Origin of the sequence: Alteromonas sp. Mac1 (assembly GCF_001562125.1) — a bacterium.
GTDB lineage: Bacteria > Pseudomonadota > Gammaproteobacteria > Enterobacterales > Alteromonadaceae > Alteromonas > Alteromonas stellipolaris.
In genome coordinates this window covers 1531545-1546866 of sequence record NZ_CP013932.1, presented here as the reverse complement: position 1 = coordinate 1546866, position 15322 = coordinate 1531545, and the positions used below count along the sequence as shown (strand labels likewise).

Annotated in this window: 15 protein-coding genes; 10 read left to right on the top strand and 5 right to left on the bottom strand. The window is 42.5% G+C overall.

Going from position 1 to position 15322, the window contains the following annotated elements:
- Positions 1 to 72: 72 nt before the first annotated feature.
- Positions 73 to 624: a hypothetical protein gene (locus AV939_RS06485; protein ID WP_057792201.1), complete on the bottom strand. Its 552-nt coding sequence runs from the start codon at positions 622 to 624 to the stop codon at positions 73 to 75.
- Positions 625 to 1229: 605 nt separating this feature from the next.
- On the opposite strand from AV939_RS06485, the gene AV939_RS06480 reads away from it, so the two are divergent.
- The 5 genes from AV939_RS06480 (at position 1230) to AV939_RS06460 (ending at position 7657) form a co-directional block, all read left to right on the top strand.
- Positions 1230 to 2264 carry a DNA topoisomerase IB gene (locus tag AV939_RS06480; RefSeq protein ID WP_057792199.1) on the top strand — a complete coding sequence of 345 codons (1035 nt, stop codon included), beginning with the start codon at positions 1230 to 1232 and terminating at the stop codon, positions 2262 to 2264.
- A gap of 443 nt (positions 2265 to 2707) precedes the next feature.
- Entirely contained in the window at positions 2708 to 4207 is a 1500-nt protein-coding gene (putP, locus tag AV939_RS06475) for a sodium/proline symporter PutP (RefSeq protein WP_057792197.1), read from the top strand.
- A gap of 15 nt (positions 4208 to 4222) precedes the next feature.
- On the top strand, positions 4223 to 5332 hold the full coding sequence (gene proB, locus AV939_RS06470) for a glutamate 5-kinase (RefSeq protein WP_057792195.1): 1110 nt from the start codon (positions 4223 to 4225) through the stop codon (positions 5330 to 5332).
- Complete coding sequence (locus tag AV939_RS06465; RefSeq protein WP_061997390.1) at positions 5329 to 6576, top strand: glutamate-5-semialdehyde dehydrogenase; 1248 nt, start codon at positions 5329 to 5331, stop codon at positions 6574 to 6576. The genes proB and AV939_RS06465 overlap by 4 nt, the downstream gene beginning before the upstream one ends.
- A gap of 175 nt (positions 6577 to 6751) precedes the next feature.
- The gene (locus AV939_RS06460; RefSeq protein ID WP_057792191.1) at positions 6752 to 7657 is read left to right on the top strand and encodes a mechanosensitive ion channel family protein; all 906 of its coding nucleotides are present in this window, start codon (positions 6752 to 6754) and stop codon (positions 7655 to 7657) included.
- On the opposite strand, the gene AV939_RS06455 is transcribed toward AV939_RS06460, so the two are convergent.
- Positions 7640 to 8200 carry an HNH endonuclease gene (locus tag AV939_RS06455; protein WP_057792189.1) on the bottom strand — a complete coding sequence of 187 codons (561 nt, stop codon included), beginning with the start codon at positions 8198 to 8200 and terminating at the stop codon, positions 7640 to 7642. The two genes, AV939_RS06460 and AV939_RS06455, sit on opposite strands and share 18 nt — an antisense overlap.
- 336 nt (positions 8201 to 8536) lie before the next feature.
- Here AV939_RS06455 and pnp point away from each other — a divergent pair, with 336 nt between their 5' ends.
- Entirely contained in the window at positions 8537 to 10648 is a 2112-nt protein-coding gene (gene pnp, locus AV939_RS06450) for a polyribonucleotide nucleotidyltransferase (protein ID WP_061997389.1), read from the top strand.
- Positions 10649 to 10781: 133 nt separating this feature from the next.
- Complete coding sequence (locus AV939_RS06445) at positions 10782 to 11075, top strand: DUF1244 domain-containing protein (protein WP_057792185.1); 294 nt, start codon at positions 10782 to 10784, stop codon at positions 11073 to 11075.
- Positions 11076 to 11168: 93 nt separating this feature from the next.
- On the opposite strand, the gene AV939_RS06440 is transcribed toward AV939_RS06445, so the two are convergent.
- Genes AV939_RS06440 through AV939_RS06430 form a run of 3 tightly spaced genes read right to left on the bottom strand, consistent with a single transcriptional unit; the run spans position 11169 to position 13563 of the window.
- The gene (locus tag AV939_RS06440) at positions 11169 to 12599 is read right to left on the bottom strand and encodes an ATP-binding cassette domain-containing protein (protein ID WP_061997388.1); all 1431 of its coding nucleotides are present in this window, start codon (positions 12597 to 12599) and stop codon (positions 11169 to 11171) included.
- 16 nt (positions 12600 to 12615) lie between these two features.
- Positions 12616 to 13122 (bottom strand): GNAT family N-acetyltransferase, encoded by a 507-nt coding sequence (locus AV939_RS06435; RefSeq protein ID WP_057792181.1) that lies wholly within the window; start codon positions 13120 to 13122, stop codon positions 12616 to 12618.
- 39 nt (positions 13123 to 13161) lie between these two features.
- Complete coding sequence (locus tag AV939_RS06430; RefSeq protein WP_082604927.1) at positions 13162 to 13563, bottom strand: DUF4870 domain-containing protein; 402 nt, start codon at positions 13561 to 13563, stop codon at positions 13162 to 13164.
- 157 nt (positions 13564 to 13720) lie between these two features.
- Here AV939_RS06430 and AV939_RS06425 point away from each other — a divergent pair, with 157 nt between their 5' ends.
- From AV939_RS06425 to AV939_RS06415, 3 genes are all read left to right on the top strand, one after another.
- Positions 13721 to 13939, top strand: coding sequence for a VF530 family DNA-binding protein (locus tag AV939_RS06425; RefSeq protein ID WP_057792179.1), 219 nt, complete (start codon positions 13721 to 13723; stop codon positions 13937 to 13939).
- 74 nt (positions 13940 to 14013) lie between these two features.
- Positions 14014 to 14487, top strand: coding sequence for a LabA-like NYN domain-containing protein (locus AV939_RS06420; RefSeq protein ID WP_061997387.1), 474 nt, complete (start codon positions 14014 to 14016; stop codon positions 14485 to 14487).
- Between the two features lie 167 nt (positions 14488 to 14654).
- Complete coding sequence (locus AV939_RS06415) at positions 14655 to 15314, top strand: YoaK family protein (RefSeq protein ID WP_057792176.1); 660 nt, start codon at positions 14655 to 14657, stop codon at positions 15312 to 15314.
- Positions 15315 to 15322: the final 8 nt, after the last annotated feature.

Genomic DNA, 15322 nt, shown 5'->3' with positions numbered 1-15322 from the left:
GAGGTATGAATCTAGCAACTCCCTTAACCTGCGGTTAAAGGGAGTCGGCTGCTAATATTGGTTTAAACCGTACTAGCGTACCGCTTCAACCACATTCTTACTTCGCGAATGCAAAAACGATGCAATGTCTGACGCTGATTGAGTCTTTTTCAAGTTAATAACCACGGCCACATTATTTCTTCTAATTGCATGTCTTACCGCCTGCACTATTTCTGAACGGTCCGGGCGAAGACCAACTAAGCCCGCAACAAATAAACCAGTAAAAATACCTGGGCTTATTAAAGCGATGTAGGTAAACAATGGATTTTGCTTCGTTAATTCAGGGCCAAACGAGACTAAAAGAAACGCCGCTAGCATCCCTACAAGAAAGCCGACTCCACCGAGCATTAAGTGTGAGTGCCACAGGTTTTTGCCGATACTTTTACTCTCTTGTTCTAGCTTTTCACTCATCGCAGTATCGCTTGCGTCGATGAAAGCCACTTGATCAGTACTGACATCAGTGGAATTTGCCAGTTGTTGTATGGTTTTTTTTGCCGACAACTTGTCTTCAAATATCGCAGCAACTTGAATTTGGTCATTTGGCGCTAGAGATGCGCGAAGATTTTCATGATTAGCAGTTTGCATAACTTCTCCGATAAACCCGGTCGATGTATACCTCAGCGGTACCCTTTAACGAAATGTGTTAAAGGCGGGTAAATTCATAACTATTAAGCGAATTTACAAATATTCATTCATAACCATTCAAAATGCGTTCCGCTGACGGATTAAACTTTAGTCTACATACAATTCAAGTGCTCCTTTTATCTGTAACGCTATGATTTTTATATGTAATGTGCGAAATTCTAGAATGTTAACTTAAGTTCATTTAGCAGATGGTTATCTTAGGTCTATAGATAACATTTCCACTATGTTTCATATTTACTCACAGTATGAAAATTTGTCTCAGTCTGTATATGTATCTTTTATTGGTAGCCCTACTACTTATTAAAATAATGCCGCCGGATGTTAACCCTAAAGTGAAAGCGCGCCGCTAATCGTATGAAAACAATAAAAATATTTTCTTAATCGAACTGTCTTCATCGAAATGGGAAACAGGTTTTAAGTGGGTGCATTAACATGCACGTAACTTGCATCTTTCTTTAGCATTCAAAATGACGAGTAGAAGTTGCCACGCTATTAAGCAGCCTTGATGTAAGTTTGCGATAAAAAATATTATAAAAGGAGTTCACGTGACTATAGGGCAAATCGTTGATGGGGGTACGCCTCATCCGCACCTAACAATTAAGCGCATTCCTTGCGGCAAAGGTGCCTATTATCGATATACCAGCGGTCGAAAGGTAGCAGGCCAGCGTGTGCTGCGTAGAATCAAATCACTTGCCATTCCTCCTAACTGGAAAAGCGTCACCATTAGTCGTGACCCTAAGGCAAGTATTCAAGCCATTGGCCTCGATGCTAAAGGGCGAAAACAATACCTTTATCATCCAGATTGGCATAAACAGCAACAGGCGGAAAAATTCAAACGTTTGACAGTATTCGGTCAGAAAGTACCTGAATTTCGAGAATATTGCAGAACACTCGTCAATGGCGAGCAGTGGACAATAGAACGGGCATCAGCCTTGGTGTGCCTGTTATTAGATTACACTGGCGTAAGGATAGGCAACCCTCAGTACAGCAAAGAAAATAAAACCTACGGCTTAACTACACTTCGCCGCAAACATGTTCAAGAAGCAACGGTAGAAAAAGTGTCTCTTGAATATTCTGGTAAACACAGTAAGCGACGCACCATTACAATTGACGATCCCTTATTAGCCTCGTTAGTGTGTGAATGCACTCAGCTTCAGGGTTACAGCTTATTTCGGTATCAGCTAGCCGACGGCTCGTGGTGTGATATCCATAGTGAAGATGTAAATGCATTCATTCACGAGCATTTAGGCGACAATTTTAGCTGCAAAGATTTTCGAACTTGGGCAGCTAGTCGTTTTGCGCTGCAAAGCTTCCCAGACGTAGACAGGTACTTGCGAGAAGGACGTAACCGTAAGTGGCCAAACTCGTTGAGTTCACATGTGTCTAAAATGCTAGGAAATACTCCTTCTGTTTGCAGGCAGTATTACATTCACCCGAAGTTATATTCTGTGTTTAACGAGAAAAGTACGTTCGAAAACTTGTTGAAGACCCTAGCGCAGGGCAATGAGCAACTTTGCGATCCCATTGAGCGAGATTTAAGCACTGAAAAGCTTTTGTTGTCGATTATTTCATCTGAGTGACAACTAGATTAACTTTTAATAATAAATGCTTCTATTGATACTAATAGTGTAATAGTTAAGCGAGTTGCAGCATAAATTGCTGCGTTTCACGAAGTGGTTATTCCGCATTAAATTTCATAATAGTCAGTAATTTGTATTCATTGTGTAACGCGGTATTGCTTGTGAAACCTTTAAGTCTATATTCACATAGCAAATAGACTTCATATTAAATTGGCTACTATTTAAACTTGAAATCACAACGTTGATACCTATATAATTAGAGCTCTAATCATTATTGTTCAATTTAAATGTTTGGTTCTGAGTTTGGCCTAAGGCCAAAGTCGGAAACAAATTATGCGTGTTATTTAGGCTTTAAATCTTGTATCGCCCTTCGAGGGAATACATTGTCCTTCTAGCATCTGAACGATGTAATTTTAACTAACATAGGAGAGCAATCTCACATTATGCCAATTGAAAGTTACATATCGCTGGCAATCTATTTTCTAGCGATGTTAGGTATAGGTCTTTTTGCATATCGTCAATCCACCAGTGACATTTCAGGTTACATTCTAGGTGGTAGAAAGGTTAGTCCCCAAGTTACCGCACTTTCAGCGGGCGCGTCTGACATGTCAGGTTGGATGTTGATGGGATTGCCAGGGGCAATGTTCTTAACCGGCTTCGACGCAGTTTATATTGCTATTGGTCTTGTCGCAGGGGCATTAGCAAACTATATATTGGTTGCTCCCAAACTTCGTGTTTACACCGAAGTTGCCGATGATTCGTTAACCGTGCCGGAATTCTTCGCAAAGCGCTTCGACAACCCCAAAGCAAACGTACGCATCGTTTCAGCTGTCATCATTGTCTTATTCTTTACTTTATATACTTCTGCAGGGTTAGTAGCAGGAGGAAAGCTTTTTGAAAGCGCGTTCTCAGTTGATTATCAGCTTGGTCTGTTTATCACATTGGGCGTTGTTGTTTCGTATACCTTATTGGGTGGGTTCTTAGCCGTTAGTCTTACCGATTTTGTGCAAGGTTGTATTATGTTTATTGCCCTTGTACTTGTTCCGGTTGTGGCCTTTACCGAGTTTGATGGTGTAAACCAAATGACGGCAGCCGCGTATGAATCTGTACCGAACTTTACTGATTCATGGGGCGCTCTCACGCTTGTGGGCTTGCTTTCAAGCCTTGGGTGGGGACTTGGCTATTTTGGTCAGCCTCATATCATTGTGCGCTTTATGGCAATTCGCGATGTTAAATCGGTAAGTACTGCACGAAATATTGGTATGTCTTGGATGCTAGTTACTATACTTGGAGCATTAGCAACAGGTTTTGTGGGAATAGCGTATGTAAATCAATTCAATTTGAGAGTGGACGACGCTGAGACAATCTTCATCGTTTTTTCTCAATTGCTATTTCATCCTCTCATTAGTGGCTTTTTAATGGCTGCTATTTTAGCTGCCATCATGAGTACTATTTCGTCTCAATTGTTGGTATCGGCTAGCTCGTTAACCGAAGATATTTACCGTGTTGTAGCGAAAAAAGACATCAGCGAAAAAGAAACAGTGACCATCGGAAGAGTTGGCGTAGCGGGCGTAGCCGTTGTGGCATTGCTATTGGCAATGGATTCATCAAATTCCATTCTTTCTTTAGTCAGTAATGCTTGGGCTGGCTTTGGTGCCGCATTTGGCCCATTGGTACTGTTTAGTTTGTACAAAAAGGATTTGACGCAAAATGCGGCATTGGCCGGCATTGTCAGTGGTGCAGTTACTGTCCTGTTTTGGATATATGCCCCCGTTTTGGCTAACGGTAAAACGTTAAGCAGTGTTATTTATGAAATTATTCCTGGTTTTGCGGTAAGTACCGCAACCCTTTGGTTGGTATCGCGCGCAGGTGCTGCGCCGTCTGAAAATGTTCAGCGCTTATTTAGAGCAACTAACCAGCAATTAGCAGATCAACAATCTTAAGGTGAATGAAATATTATGAGTCATCCCAATTGGAAACGCGTGGTCATTAAAGTAGGCAGTGCACTAATCTCGCCGAACAAGCAAGGGTGCAGCAGCCACTACTTGCTAAGTATTGCCCAGTTCATCGTGCGTTGTCGGGCAAATGGAACACAGGTAGTGTTAGTGTCTTCAGGTTCAGTCGCCGCTGGGGCACATTTGTTCCCTGACCATGAAAAATCGAACATTGCTGTTAAAAAGGCAATGGCTGCAGCAGGGCAAACAGAAATGATTGCTACCTGGGATAGGTTGTTCGACTTTCCATCAGCGCAAATGCTGTTAACCCATGCTGACCTGCGTGATAGAGAGCGCTACGTTAGTATTCGAGAAACTATTTTCAGTCTGTTAGAGCATAATGTGCTGCCTATCGTTAACGAAAACGATACGGTAACCACCGACAAACTAAAAGTAGGCGATAACGATAACTTATCCGCTATGGTGGCAGCAGCGGCTGACGCAGATGCACTTATTATTTGTTCGGATATTGACGGTTTGTATAATAAAAACCCTCATGACCACGACGACGCAGAGCTGCTTAAAGAAGTTGATACCATAGACGCCAGCATTTATGCCATGGCTGGTGGCGCAGCAGAAGGGGGTGTTGGCACCGGTGGTATGCGCACCAAAATTGAAGCGGCTGAAAAAGCAGTTTCGCATGGTATAGATACATATATTATTAACGGCTTTACCGAGCTGTCATTTAATATGTTGCTTGCGGGTAAAAACCCAGGCACACACTTTAGCCCTTACGATAAACCAATGCTAGAAAACGTGCATTGGATGCGCCATACCTCGAACGCGCAGGGCGAAGTGATAGTTGACGGAGATTTTGATTCTTCACTGGAAAACGACAGTGAACAACTTACTAGCAGCGAAATAGTTGATGTGAAAGGCGAGTTCTCAGTGGGCGATACCATTTTGGTAAGAAAAGCTGACGGAACTAAGCTCGTTAAAGCGAAATCAAACTACAGTAGCTGTTTACTGAATTTTATCGCGAATCAGGAAAATGATGACTTCGCCAGTGAATTTGAAGATAAAACTGGCCCTATTATTTCTGATCAGCATGTAGCAAATTTGGAGAAAGAATGAGCATTATTACAGAATTAGCGAAACAAGCGAAACAAGCAGCACAAACACTTGCCATCTTAGATGAAGCGGAAAAAAATGCGGTGTTAAAAGATATGGCTGCGGCCATTCGTGGGAATAAAGACGCTATTAAAGCGGTTAACGAAAAAGAAGTGGCGCGAGCTAGGGACAATAACCTAGACGACGCCATGATTGACCGCTTAATTTTAGACGATGCCCGCATAGAGTCTATGGCTGAAGGCATTGAAGTTATTATTAGTCTTGACGATCCTGTTGGTCGTGAGCGCGTAATTGGCACCCGTCCAAACGGTATCGAAATTAAAAAGATGCGAATTCCATTAGGTGTTGTGTGCATGATTTATGAAGCACGCCCTAATGTAACAGCTGACGCCGGCGCACTATGTTTCAAATCAGGTAACGGTGTTATTTTGCGTGGGGGAAAAGAAGCGCTAGACACCAGTCTAACCATCGCAGGACTGATGCAAGACGTGCTTGAAAAGCACGGTTTGCCAAGAGCACTCGTTACGGTAGTGCCAAACCCAGATCGTGCCCTTATGCAAGAGCTTATGGAACAACGCGACTACATTGACGTTATTATTCCACGCGGCGGTGAAGGGTTAATTAATTACGTGACTGAACACTCTAAAGTGCCTGTTATTCAGCATTTTAAAGGTGTGTGCCATTTATACGTAGATAAAGACGCTGATTTAGACAAAGCATTGGCTATCTTGCTAAATGGTAAAACCCAACGTACCGGCGTATGTAATGCGCTTGAAGGCTTAGTGGTGCATCAAGCTATCGCGGGCGACTTCCTACCTCGTGTTGCGGAAGCTTTCGAGCAACACAAGGTAACAGTACATGTAAATGAAAAAGGCGCTCAGTACTTTAACAACGCTGATGTTATTAGCGAAGACGCTTACGGTGAAGAGTACTTAGGTCTAGAAATCGCTATTCGTGTAGTCGATGACTTTGCCGGTGCTATATCTCATATTGCTGATTTTGGTAGTAACCATACTGAAGTTATCTGTACAGAAAACGAAGATAGCGCGAAGAAATTCCAGCGTGCTGTGGATGCTAGTGTTGTAATGGTAAATGCATCTTCACGTTTCTCTGATGGTAGCCAACTTGGATTAGGTGCTGAAATTGGTATCGCGACTACTAAGCTTCATGCCTATGGGCCAATGGGGTTAGAATCGCTAACGTCTGAAAAGTATCTTGTAAACGGTGTTGGCCAGATTCGCGAATAAGCAATTAGAGAACTAACATGAAGTAAATTCATACAAAGCTCACTAAGTTTCGGTCATTGGATGGGAATATTCCCACTGGTCGGCATTGTGCCCATCATTGGCATGCTTCATAATAAAGGCGCTGAATTTTCAGCGCTTTTTTATTTTCTATCAAACGGTTATCTGGAGCACCTACATGGAAATAGTGATTGACCCAATACAAATGTGGCACAACTTTGTTGAATTTGTATTGGATTACAAACTATTAGCTTCACTTTTTTTAGTAGTGATACTGCACTTCTTTAAAAAGGGCACTCTAAGGTTAATTAAGCGTCGTAGTTCTCGCAAAGGGGAAGACCGGCGGAACCAAATTAATATTTTGGAGCAGTTAGGCAATGCATTCATTATTGTATTGCTGATGATGGTGTGGTCGTCTGAAATTCAAAATCTTGCCATTTCAATTGCCGCTTTCATGGTAGCCATTGTGTTAGCTACCCGCGAATTCATTCAATGTTTTATGGGCTTCATTTACTATCTAGGCGCACGGCCATTTAGGGTAGGGGATTGGATCCAAATGAATAATGTAATTGGTGAAGTAGTGGAAATGGATTGGGCAAAAACCGCCTTGTTAGAGGTTGACCCTGAAACCTTTAATTATACTGGTAAACACGTTTACGTACCGAATAGCCAATTAGTTACCCAGACAGTGCGTAATCTAAACTTCTTACGTCGTTATAAATTGCACTCGTTTAATATTGTTAATGAACCAACCGTAAATGCCTATAGCTTATTACCGGCATTTAGAGCTAGTGCTCATGCCCACTGTGAATACTTTCGTGATGTAGCAGAGCGCTACAAAGGTCTTATTGAGCGTCACTTAGAACAAGACTTTATTCAAATAGACCCTGAAGTTGAAATCAAAACCAATGAGCTGGCTAAAGTCGTCGTAAAAGTTAGTTTGTTTTGCCCAACAGCAGAGGCACACGAACTTGAACACAAAATGTGTTCAGATTGGTTAAGCCTGTGGTTTGAAGCATTGGAAAAAAGTGCCTGTCCGCCAAATACCTCCTCTAGCTCTCAATCGCTAGGGGAAACCGTTTAAGTGCCAATCTCGTTTATCAGTAAAGTGGCCTTTTAAAAATTCCATTTGATCGGCTAATATCCGACGGTTAACCAAATAGAATCTTTCATAAACGTTTGGCCTGAAGGGTACAGCGAGCAAGGGCATTCCGGCTTCTTCTGGGGTTTTGGCCGCCTTTGCATGGTTGCAGCGCTGACAAGATGTCGCCACGTTAGTCCAGCTATCTTTGCCACCCCGTGAGCGTGGAATAATATGATCACGGGTTAGTAGGCTTGGTGAGAAGCGGTGGCCGCAGTAAAGGCACAAATAATTATCTCGCCTAAACAGATACCGATTGGTTAATGCTATCTTGCCACTTAAATCCGTTACCTTGCCATCGCAAGCAATGATACTCGACAAGGTTAACTGACTTTGATGGCCATCGTGATCCCAGCCACCTTTAAGCGTAATGGCATCGCTACCTAATTCGAATAATACCTTTTCCTGACAATAGAGTTTTGCCGCTTGCTCAACATGGATCCATTCCTGTGGCATGCCAGCTTTATTTAGTCTAAGTACTAGCATTACATTCCCCTTAGCGCACCGAGTAGGTTTAGTTATAGCATACGAGGTTTTGTGTCATTATGATGAAAATACATACAATTTGAGCGTATTCATACAAATTTCATCTGGTTATGGTGATATTTACGTAACGGTGAGTATTTGTGCGCTTATTTGGTCAATGTGAACTACATTGTGTAGTGGGTTAATCACAGTGAATACGTGATGTGTGCGAAATAGCCACAAACCGCAACGAATTCTACGAATAGAAAATTTGTTAATGGTATTAGCGTTAGTTCATCGCTATACTATGCACCGCGATTATAAGCGATAAATAAGATTGAAATTAAAGGACAAATAGTGACTCCTATTACTAAATCATTTCAGTATGGACAGCATACTGTAACACTAGAAACGGGCGTTATCGCTCGTCAGGCCACAGCAGCCGTCATGGCAAGTATGGATGACACCGCTGTATTAGTTACCGTTGTAGGTAAGAAAGAAGCGAAAGCAGATCAAGATTTCTTCCCACTAACAGTAAACTATCAAGAAAAAACATATGCTGCGGGTAAAATCCCTGGTGGTTTCTTCAAGCGTGAAGGTCGTCCTTCTGAAGGCGAAACCCTTACAGCTCGTTTGATTGACCGTCCAATCCGTCCATTATTCCCTGAAGGGTTTAAAAACGAAGTACAAGTTGTTATCACGGTAATGTCTGCTAACCCAGATATCCCAACTGATATCATCTCTATGATTGGTACTTCAGCAGCACTAGCCATTTCTGGTATTCCATTTAATGGTCCAATTGGTGCAGCACGCGTTGGTTACACTGACGGCGAATACATTCTAAATACTCGTGTTGAAGAACAAGCTGACAGCGATCTAGATCTTGTTGTTGCTGGTACTGAAGGCGCGGTATTAATGGTTGAATCAGAAGCCGATGTGCTTTCTGAAGACGTTATGCTTGGCGCAGTAATGTTCGGTCACGAACAACTACAGACGGTAGTAACCGCAGTTAAAGAATTTGCTGCTAACGTTAGTATCGACAAGTGGGACTGGAAACCAGAAGCAGAAAATACAACCCTTAAAGATAAAGTGAAAGCACTAGCTGAAGCTGAAATGGTTGCTGCTTACCAAATCTCTGACAAGCTTGCTCGTAAAGATGCAGTAACTGCTGCAACTGAAAAAGCGCGTGATGCCATCCTTGCTGAAGACGAAACCCAAGACAAGAAAGAAGTATCAAACCTTCTTCATGATCTTGAGTCTGACGTAGTTCGTTCACGCATCCTTGCTGGCGAGCCTCGCATCGACGGTCGTGATCCTAAGATGATTCGTGCACTAGACGTTGCAACGGGCATTTTACCACGTACTCACGGTTCTGCTGTTTTCACTCGTGGTGAAACTCAAGCAATCGTTGCTGCTACTTTAGGTACAGAACGTGACGCGCAGATGATTGACGAGCTTCAAGGCCGTCGTGACAGCCGCTTCATGCTTCATTATAACTTCCCTCCATACTGTGTTGGTGAAACCGGTATGATTGGTTCTCCAAAGCGTCGTGAAATTGGTCACGGTCGTTTGGCGAAGCGTGGTATTCAAGCGGTAATGCCAAGCGAAGAAGAATTCCCGTACGTAGTACGTATTGTTTCTGAAATTACAGAATCAAACGGTTCATCTTCAATGGCTTCTGTATGTGGTACTTCACTTGCGCTTATGGATGCAGGTGTACCAATTAAAGCTTCAGTTGCTGGTATTGCAATGGGTCTAGTGAAAAGCGACGAAAACTTCGTTGTACTTTCAGACATCCTTGGTGATGAAGATCACCTTGGTGATATGGACTTTAAAGTTGCTGGTACTACTGGCGGTATCACTGCATTGCAGATGGATATCAAAATTGAAGGTATCACTAAAGAAATCATGCAAATTGCCCTTAAACAGGCAAAAGAAGCACGTTTGCATATTCTTAACGTAATGGACGAAGCTATTGGCGGTCACCGCGAAGAGCTTAGCGAATTCGCGCCACGCATTTACACAGTTAAAATCGATCAGGACAAGATCCGCGATGTTATCGGTAAAGGCGGCGCGATGATTCGTTCAATTACTGAAGAATCTGATACCAACATCGAAATTGAAGACGATGGTACTATCAAAATCTTTGCAACTGAGCGTGCTAAAGCCGATATTGCTATCAGCAAGATTGAGCAAGTGACTGCTGAAATCGAAGTGGGCAAAACTTACCACGGTAAGATTACCCGTATCGTAGATTTCGGTGCGTTTGTTGAAGTATTACCAGGCAAAGAAGGCCTAGTACATATTTCTCAAATCGCTCACGAGCGTGTTAACAAAGTAACTGACTACCTTACTGAAGGTGCGATGATTGACGTGAAAGTGATGGAAATTGACCGTCAAAACCGTGTACGTCTAAGCATTAAAGAGTTACTTGAAAAGCCAGCTCCTAAGTCTGACGACGCAGAGTAAGGTTTTTATTTGCTACCTTGCTGTGGCTTAGGCTTTAGCCAAAGCACCATAGCAAGAAGCAGATTTAAGACAGATATAGAAAATTAGAAAAGGGAGCTTAGCTCCCTTTTTTGTTTTTAAAGAAAGGAGCAACATGGAAAAGCAAACGCAAACTGAAATAGAAGCCGCCGTGTTTCGCCGTTTGGTTGATCATTTAGACGCCAACAAAGATGCACAAAATATCGACCTGATGATTCTGGCTGATTTTTGTCGTAACTGTCTTGCGAAATGGTATTCATCTGCCGCTGCAGAGCAGGGTGAAGACATCGATTATGATGCTGCACGCGAAGTCGTGTATAAAATGCCGTATTCCGAGTGGAAAGAAAACCACCAACTACCGGCCAGTGATGAACAGCTAGAAAAACTAGCAGCACGTCAAAAGAAATAAATAATAAACCCAGCTAAAAGCTGGGTTTTCTTTTATAAAGAAGCAAACTGTTTAACGGAAGTCATATCAAAACGCCACATTAACAAAAGCAAATTAGCCTTGGTAATCTCGCATATCAAGCAAGTTATCAATGCCCTCAATTGCCTCATCGGCTATGTGAGTAACATAGAGCAGGGTGGTATGGGTAGAAACAGCTAATAGCTTAATTAGTGCCAGCACATTGGTGCGATTAATATCATCTAGCCCGTTGCAGGGTTCATCAAGTATTAACAACGCAGGGTGTTTCACCATGGCGCGCACAATAAGTAACAAACGCTGTTCACCAAACGAGAAGTTATTAAAAGGTGTGTGTTTGTTATCGGTAAAGCCAATAACATCAAGCCATGCATCAGCAATCGCATTTTCAGCATTGGTAGGCGTGGTATAAAGGCCGATGCTGTCGTAAAAACCAGAGGTTACAACATTATGAGCGCTGCAATTTACCCGATACTGCATATGCAGTGCGTTCGACATAATGCCAATGTGTTGCTTTATATCCCATATACTTTCACCAGAGCCTCGTTTTATTCCAAACAAAGTCAAATCATTGGTGTAGCAGTGAGGGTTATCGCCTGTGATCATAGTAAGTAGGCAGGTTTTCCCCGAACCGTTAGGCCCAGATATTTGCCAATGCTGACCAGGATAAACCATAAAATCTAAATCTTTAAATACGGTAGTGTCGTCATACTTAACAAACCCATTTCGAAGTGCAATAAGCGGCTCATCTTTGAGAAAGGTTGTAGACGTTTCAGTGCTTGGCGGCAACGTGGGCTCAGCGGTACTTAAGCTAAACCACGACGATAAATGGGTAACTAGCGCTTCAGGTGCCATGCTGTCGTCGCTAGACAATACAATAGTTAGCGCATCAACCAAGACTAATTTACAGGCCACATTAGGCACGTCACGCACTGTGTTGGCGGTAATCACTAAGGTGGACTGAGTTTGTTGACTTAAGAAAGTGTTAAAACGCGCCCGTGCTTCTTTATCTAACCCTTCAAAAGGCTCATCAATTAAAATAACGTCGGCATTGCTCACCCAAGCTAATAACAAAAGTACTTTGCGTGTTTCACCTGTAGACAGGGAAAGAAAGGCAGTATTGAGTAAATGCGTAACCTGCAGCGCTGCAGATAAAGCTTCGTATGCGCTGTGTTGTATGTAGTCAGGGTTCGCTTGACTTAAAAGCTCATGTACTAGGGTAGGCTCGGCCACAATATCAAGCAGATCGGCACTGTCTTTTTGTTTTTCTTCAAGAATGAGCGCTTGCTGAACCGCTACGCTCACTTCAGCAACTGATACTTCACATGTGCGTGAACCTGCTAGCGGCCTACCACGACCGGCTAATGCCGCAATAAGCAAGGATTTCCCAGCACGGTTTCGCCCCGCAATAAGTACATGCTCACCTTGATTAACGGTAAAAGTAAATGCAGGGGTGGTGAAGTTGTTTTCTAATTTTACTTGATGGTTGTGTAGCGATAGCGTGGTCAAAATGTAGACGTATCAGTTAGCCAGTATTAAAGCATTTTGGCGGGGATGACGGGGATATGTCAATGTTAACTAACGGTTTGGTCATAAAATGGCTATTAGGATCAAGCTGATAATTGCCAAAAGGCTCGCAGTCTTTAAAACCGTTTTTGGCATATAACTGCCGAGCGGCTTTGAAATAGTCTTGTGTGCCAGTCTCCAAGCTTAACGTGCGGTAACCGTTCGTTATAGCGAATTTAATCACAAAGGTTAGCAACTGTGTTGCTACGCCTTTATTACGAAAAGCTGCAACAGTTCGCATAGATTTCAATTCAGCTTCAGTGTTGCTTAATTTTCTTATAGCGACACAGCCAGCTACAACGTCGCCTTGCCATGCGCTAAAGAAGGTAATGTCAGGTGACTTTAACGCTGTAACATCTAAGGCATGCACGCTTTCTGGAGGAGAAGTGGCGTGCATGTCTCTTAAATGCTCTTCTAGCAGGGCGATAACATCGCCGCTGCTAAGGTCGTCATGTTTAATGTTCATATTTAACGTTATTTGACCAATTTGAGTGGTTGTTAAGCGTTATTTTAGAAACGTAATACTCAGAGGGTATACCCATAATTCGCCCTTGTTGGCTTTTATTGCTGCAACAATAGCAAAAATAAAGTTCAGTATAGCGAGTATTATTAACCCAAACATACCAATAATGATTAACGTGAGTAGGCCACAAATAAGCGAGTAAATAAATAAGCTGATTAACCAATTAACGGTTACCTTTCCATGCATATCAATATCTTGGTGCTTGTCTTTATTTACAGCCCACATAACGATAGGCAAAATTAAGCCTAAACCAGGCACTATAATACTGGTCAACTGACTAAGGTGAATCAGCATACAATAGGTGTTCAGGGGCATCCCCCAATACTCTTGAATACTCTCATTTTCTTTGCTGATGTCTTGGTTGTTATTCATGTTGTCACTCATTCAACTTTCCTTGTTTTATCGGTTATATGAAGGCTTACGTTAGTTACTTCGAATTTTTCGAAGGGAATGCCAACATACTCTGTTAAAATAACAAAATCAACGTACTAGCGAGCTGATTAATCGCGATACGTATTTGTTTCTATTCGGAATTAGCATTATGAACCAACAGCAGCCAAACAATCCTCTTCACGGGCTTACCCTTGAGAAAATCCTTGTTCGTCTCGTTGAGCATTATCAATGGGAAGGCTTGTACGCAGAAATTAGGGTGAACTGTTTTAACAACGACCCTTCTGTTAAATCTTCACTGAAGTTTTTGCGCAAAACTCAATGGGCGAGAGACAAAGTTGAAGCTTTATATATTCGTACATTTAGCTAATTTACTCGAGCTAAAGGAAAGCTAGTCACTAATACCCAAAAGGCTAAGCCTTCTCGCTATCATAAGGAATAACCATGGATAACGTTGCGCTTTTCGTCGACGTCCAGAATATTTACTACACCACCCGACAAATTCACAAGTGCAATTTTGATTACAATCAATTCTGGCGCTCTGCTACCGAAGGTCGAAACGTTGTGAAAGCGGTGGCGTATGCTATTGAGCGCGGTGATTCAAAGCAGCGAGAGTTTCAAAATATCCTGCGTGGTATTGGCTTTGAAGTGAAGTTAAAACCATTCATTCAGCGTGCCGACGGTTCAGCGAAAGGCGATTGGGATGTAGGCATTACCATTGATGCTATGGAGTACGCTGGATTAGCTGACACCATTGTATTTGCCACAGGCGATGGCGACTTTGATTTGCTGGCCAGTAAGCTAGTAGACAAAGGTAAAGAGGTAGAAGTGTATGGCGTTCAAGAACTCACTTCTGTTTCTCTCATAAAGGCCGCCAGTAAATACGTTCCTGTACAAGGCGATTTATTACTGCGCTAATCTATGTATTTATGTCATGTGTTAAAGCTATGAGTTTTAAACTATGTCATTGCTGCTGATAGACACATAAGCGTCTATTTTAACGGCTTTTATTGATATTGGTCAGATTGATTCTGTGTTGTTGCGAGTATGCTTGGCATATCTGTATACGAACAAGGCTAGGAATCATGATTTCACAGCTACCTAAGTGGGTAGAATTCGGTGCGTTTATTTTAGCGCTGGTGGCGGGTTATGTGAATGCGATTGGGCTGCTTGGTTTTGACCATCAATCTGTATCGCACCTATCAGGTACTGCAACTTTGTTAGGTGCTGGTGTTTATCAAGGCTCTTTGCAAAATGCATTTCATCTTGTAGGCGTTTTGCTTTCCTTCCTTGCTGGCGCTTCCATCGCAGGATTCTTACTGCATGGTTTTATATTGAAGCTCGGGCGACATTACGACACTGCCCTTGTGATAGAGGCGCTTTTATTGCTTGTTGCACTGGCGTTTTTGTATAACGAACAGTTTGTTGGCCATTTTTTTGCATCGGCGGCCTGCGGGCTTCAAAATGCGTTAGCTACAACCTATAGCGGCGCCATTATTCGAACCACTCACGTTACCGGTATTTTCACCGATTTAGGTATTATGCTTGGCGCATTATGCCGAGGGGAAAAGCTAGATACCAGAAAAGCCAAGCTATTCTTACTCATTATTACCGGTTTCATCTTTGGTGGCACAGCGGGCGCTATTCTGTTTGGCATGTTTCAGTTTTTCTCGCTTATCGCGCCAGCTAGCGTATGCCTAATGATTGCGGTGATTTATAGCGTGTATTTACGAAAAGCGGCATGAGCGAAACA

What these genes read in the sequence shown, in the direction of transcription:
- AV939_RS06485 (WP_057792201.1), bottom strand. Translation starts at nt 624, where the DNA reads ATGCAAACTGCTAATCATGAAAATCTTCGCGCATCTCTAGCGCCAAAT.
- putP (WP_057792197.1), top strand. Translation starts at nt 2,708, where the DNA reads ATGCCAATTGAAAGTTACATATCGCTGGCAATCTATTTTCTAGCGATG.
- proB (WP_057792195.1), top strand. Translation starts at nt 4,223, where the DNA reads ATGAGTCATCCCAATTGGAAACGCGTGGTCATTAAAGTAGGCAGTGCA.
- AV939_RS06465 (WP_061997390.1), top strand. Translation starts at nt 5,329, where the DNA reads ATGAGCATTATTACAGAATTAGCGAAACAAGCGAAACAAGCAGCACAA.
- AV939_RS06460 (WP_057792191.1), top strand. Translation starts at nt 6,752, where the DNA reads ATGGAAATAGTGATTGACCCAATACAAATGTGGCACAACTTTGTTGAA.
- AV939_RS06455 (WP_057792189.1), bottom strand. Translation starts at nt 8,200, where the DNA reads ATGCTAGTACTTAGACTAAATAAAGCTGGCATGCCACAGGAATGGATC.
- AV939_RS06445 (WP_057792185.1), top strand. Translation starts at nt 10,782, where the DNA reads ATGGAAAAGCAAACGCAAACTGAAATAGAAGCCGCCGTGTTTCGCCGT.
- AV939_RS06435 (WP_057792181.1), bottom strand. Translation starts at nt 13,122, where the DNA reads ATGAACATTAAACATGACGACCTTAGCAGCGGCGATGTTATCGCCCTG.
- AV939_RS06430 (WP_082604927.1), bottom strand. Translation starts at nt 13,563, where the DNA reads ATGAGTGACAACATGAATAACAACCAAGACATCAGCAAAGAAAATGAG.
- AV939_RS06425 (WP_057792179.1), top strand. Translation starts at nt 13,721, where the DNA reads ATGAACCAACAGCAGCCAAACAATCCTCTTCACGGGCTTACCCTTGAG.
- AV939_RS06420 (WP_061997387.1), top strand. Translation starts at nt 14,014, where the DNA reads ATGGATAACGTTGCGCTTTTCGTCGACGTCCAGAATATTTACTACACC.
- AV939_RS06415 (WP_057792176.1), top strand. Translation starts at nt 14,655, where the DNA reads ATGATTTCACAGCTACCTAAGTGGGTAGAATTCGGTGCGTTTATTTTA.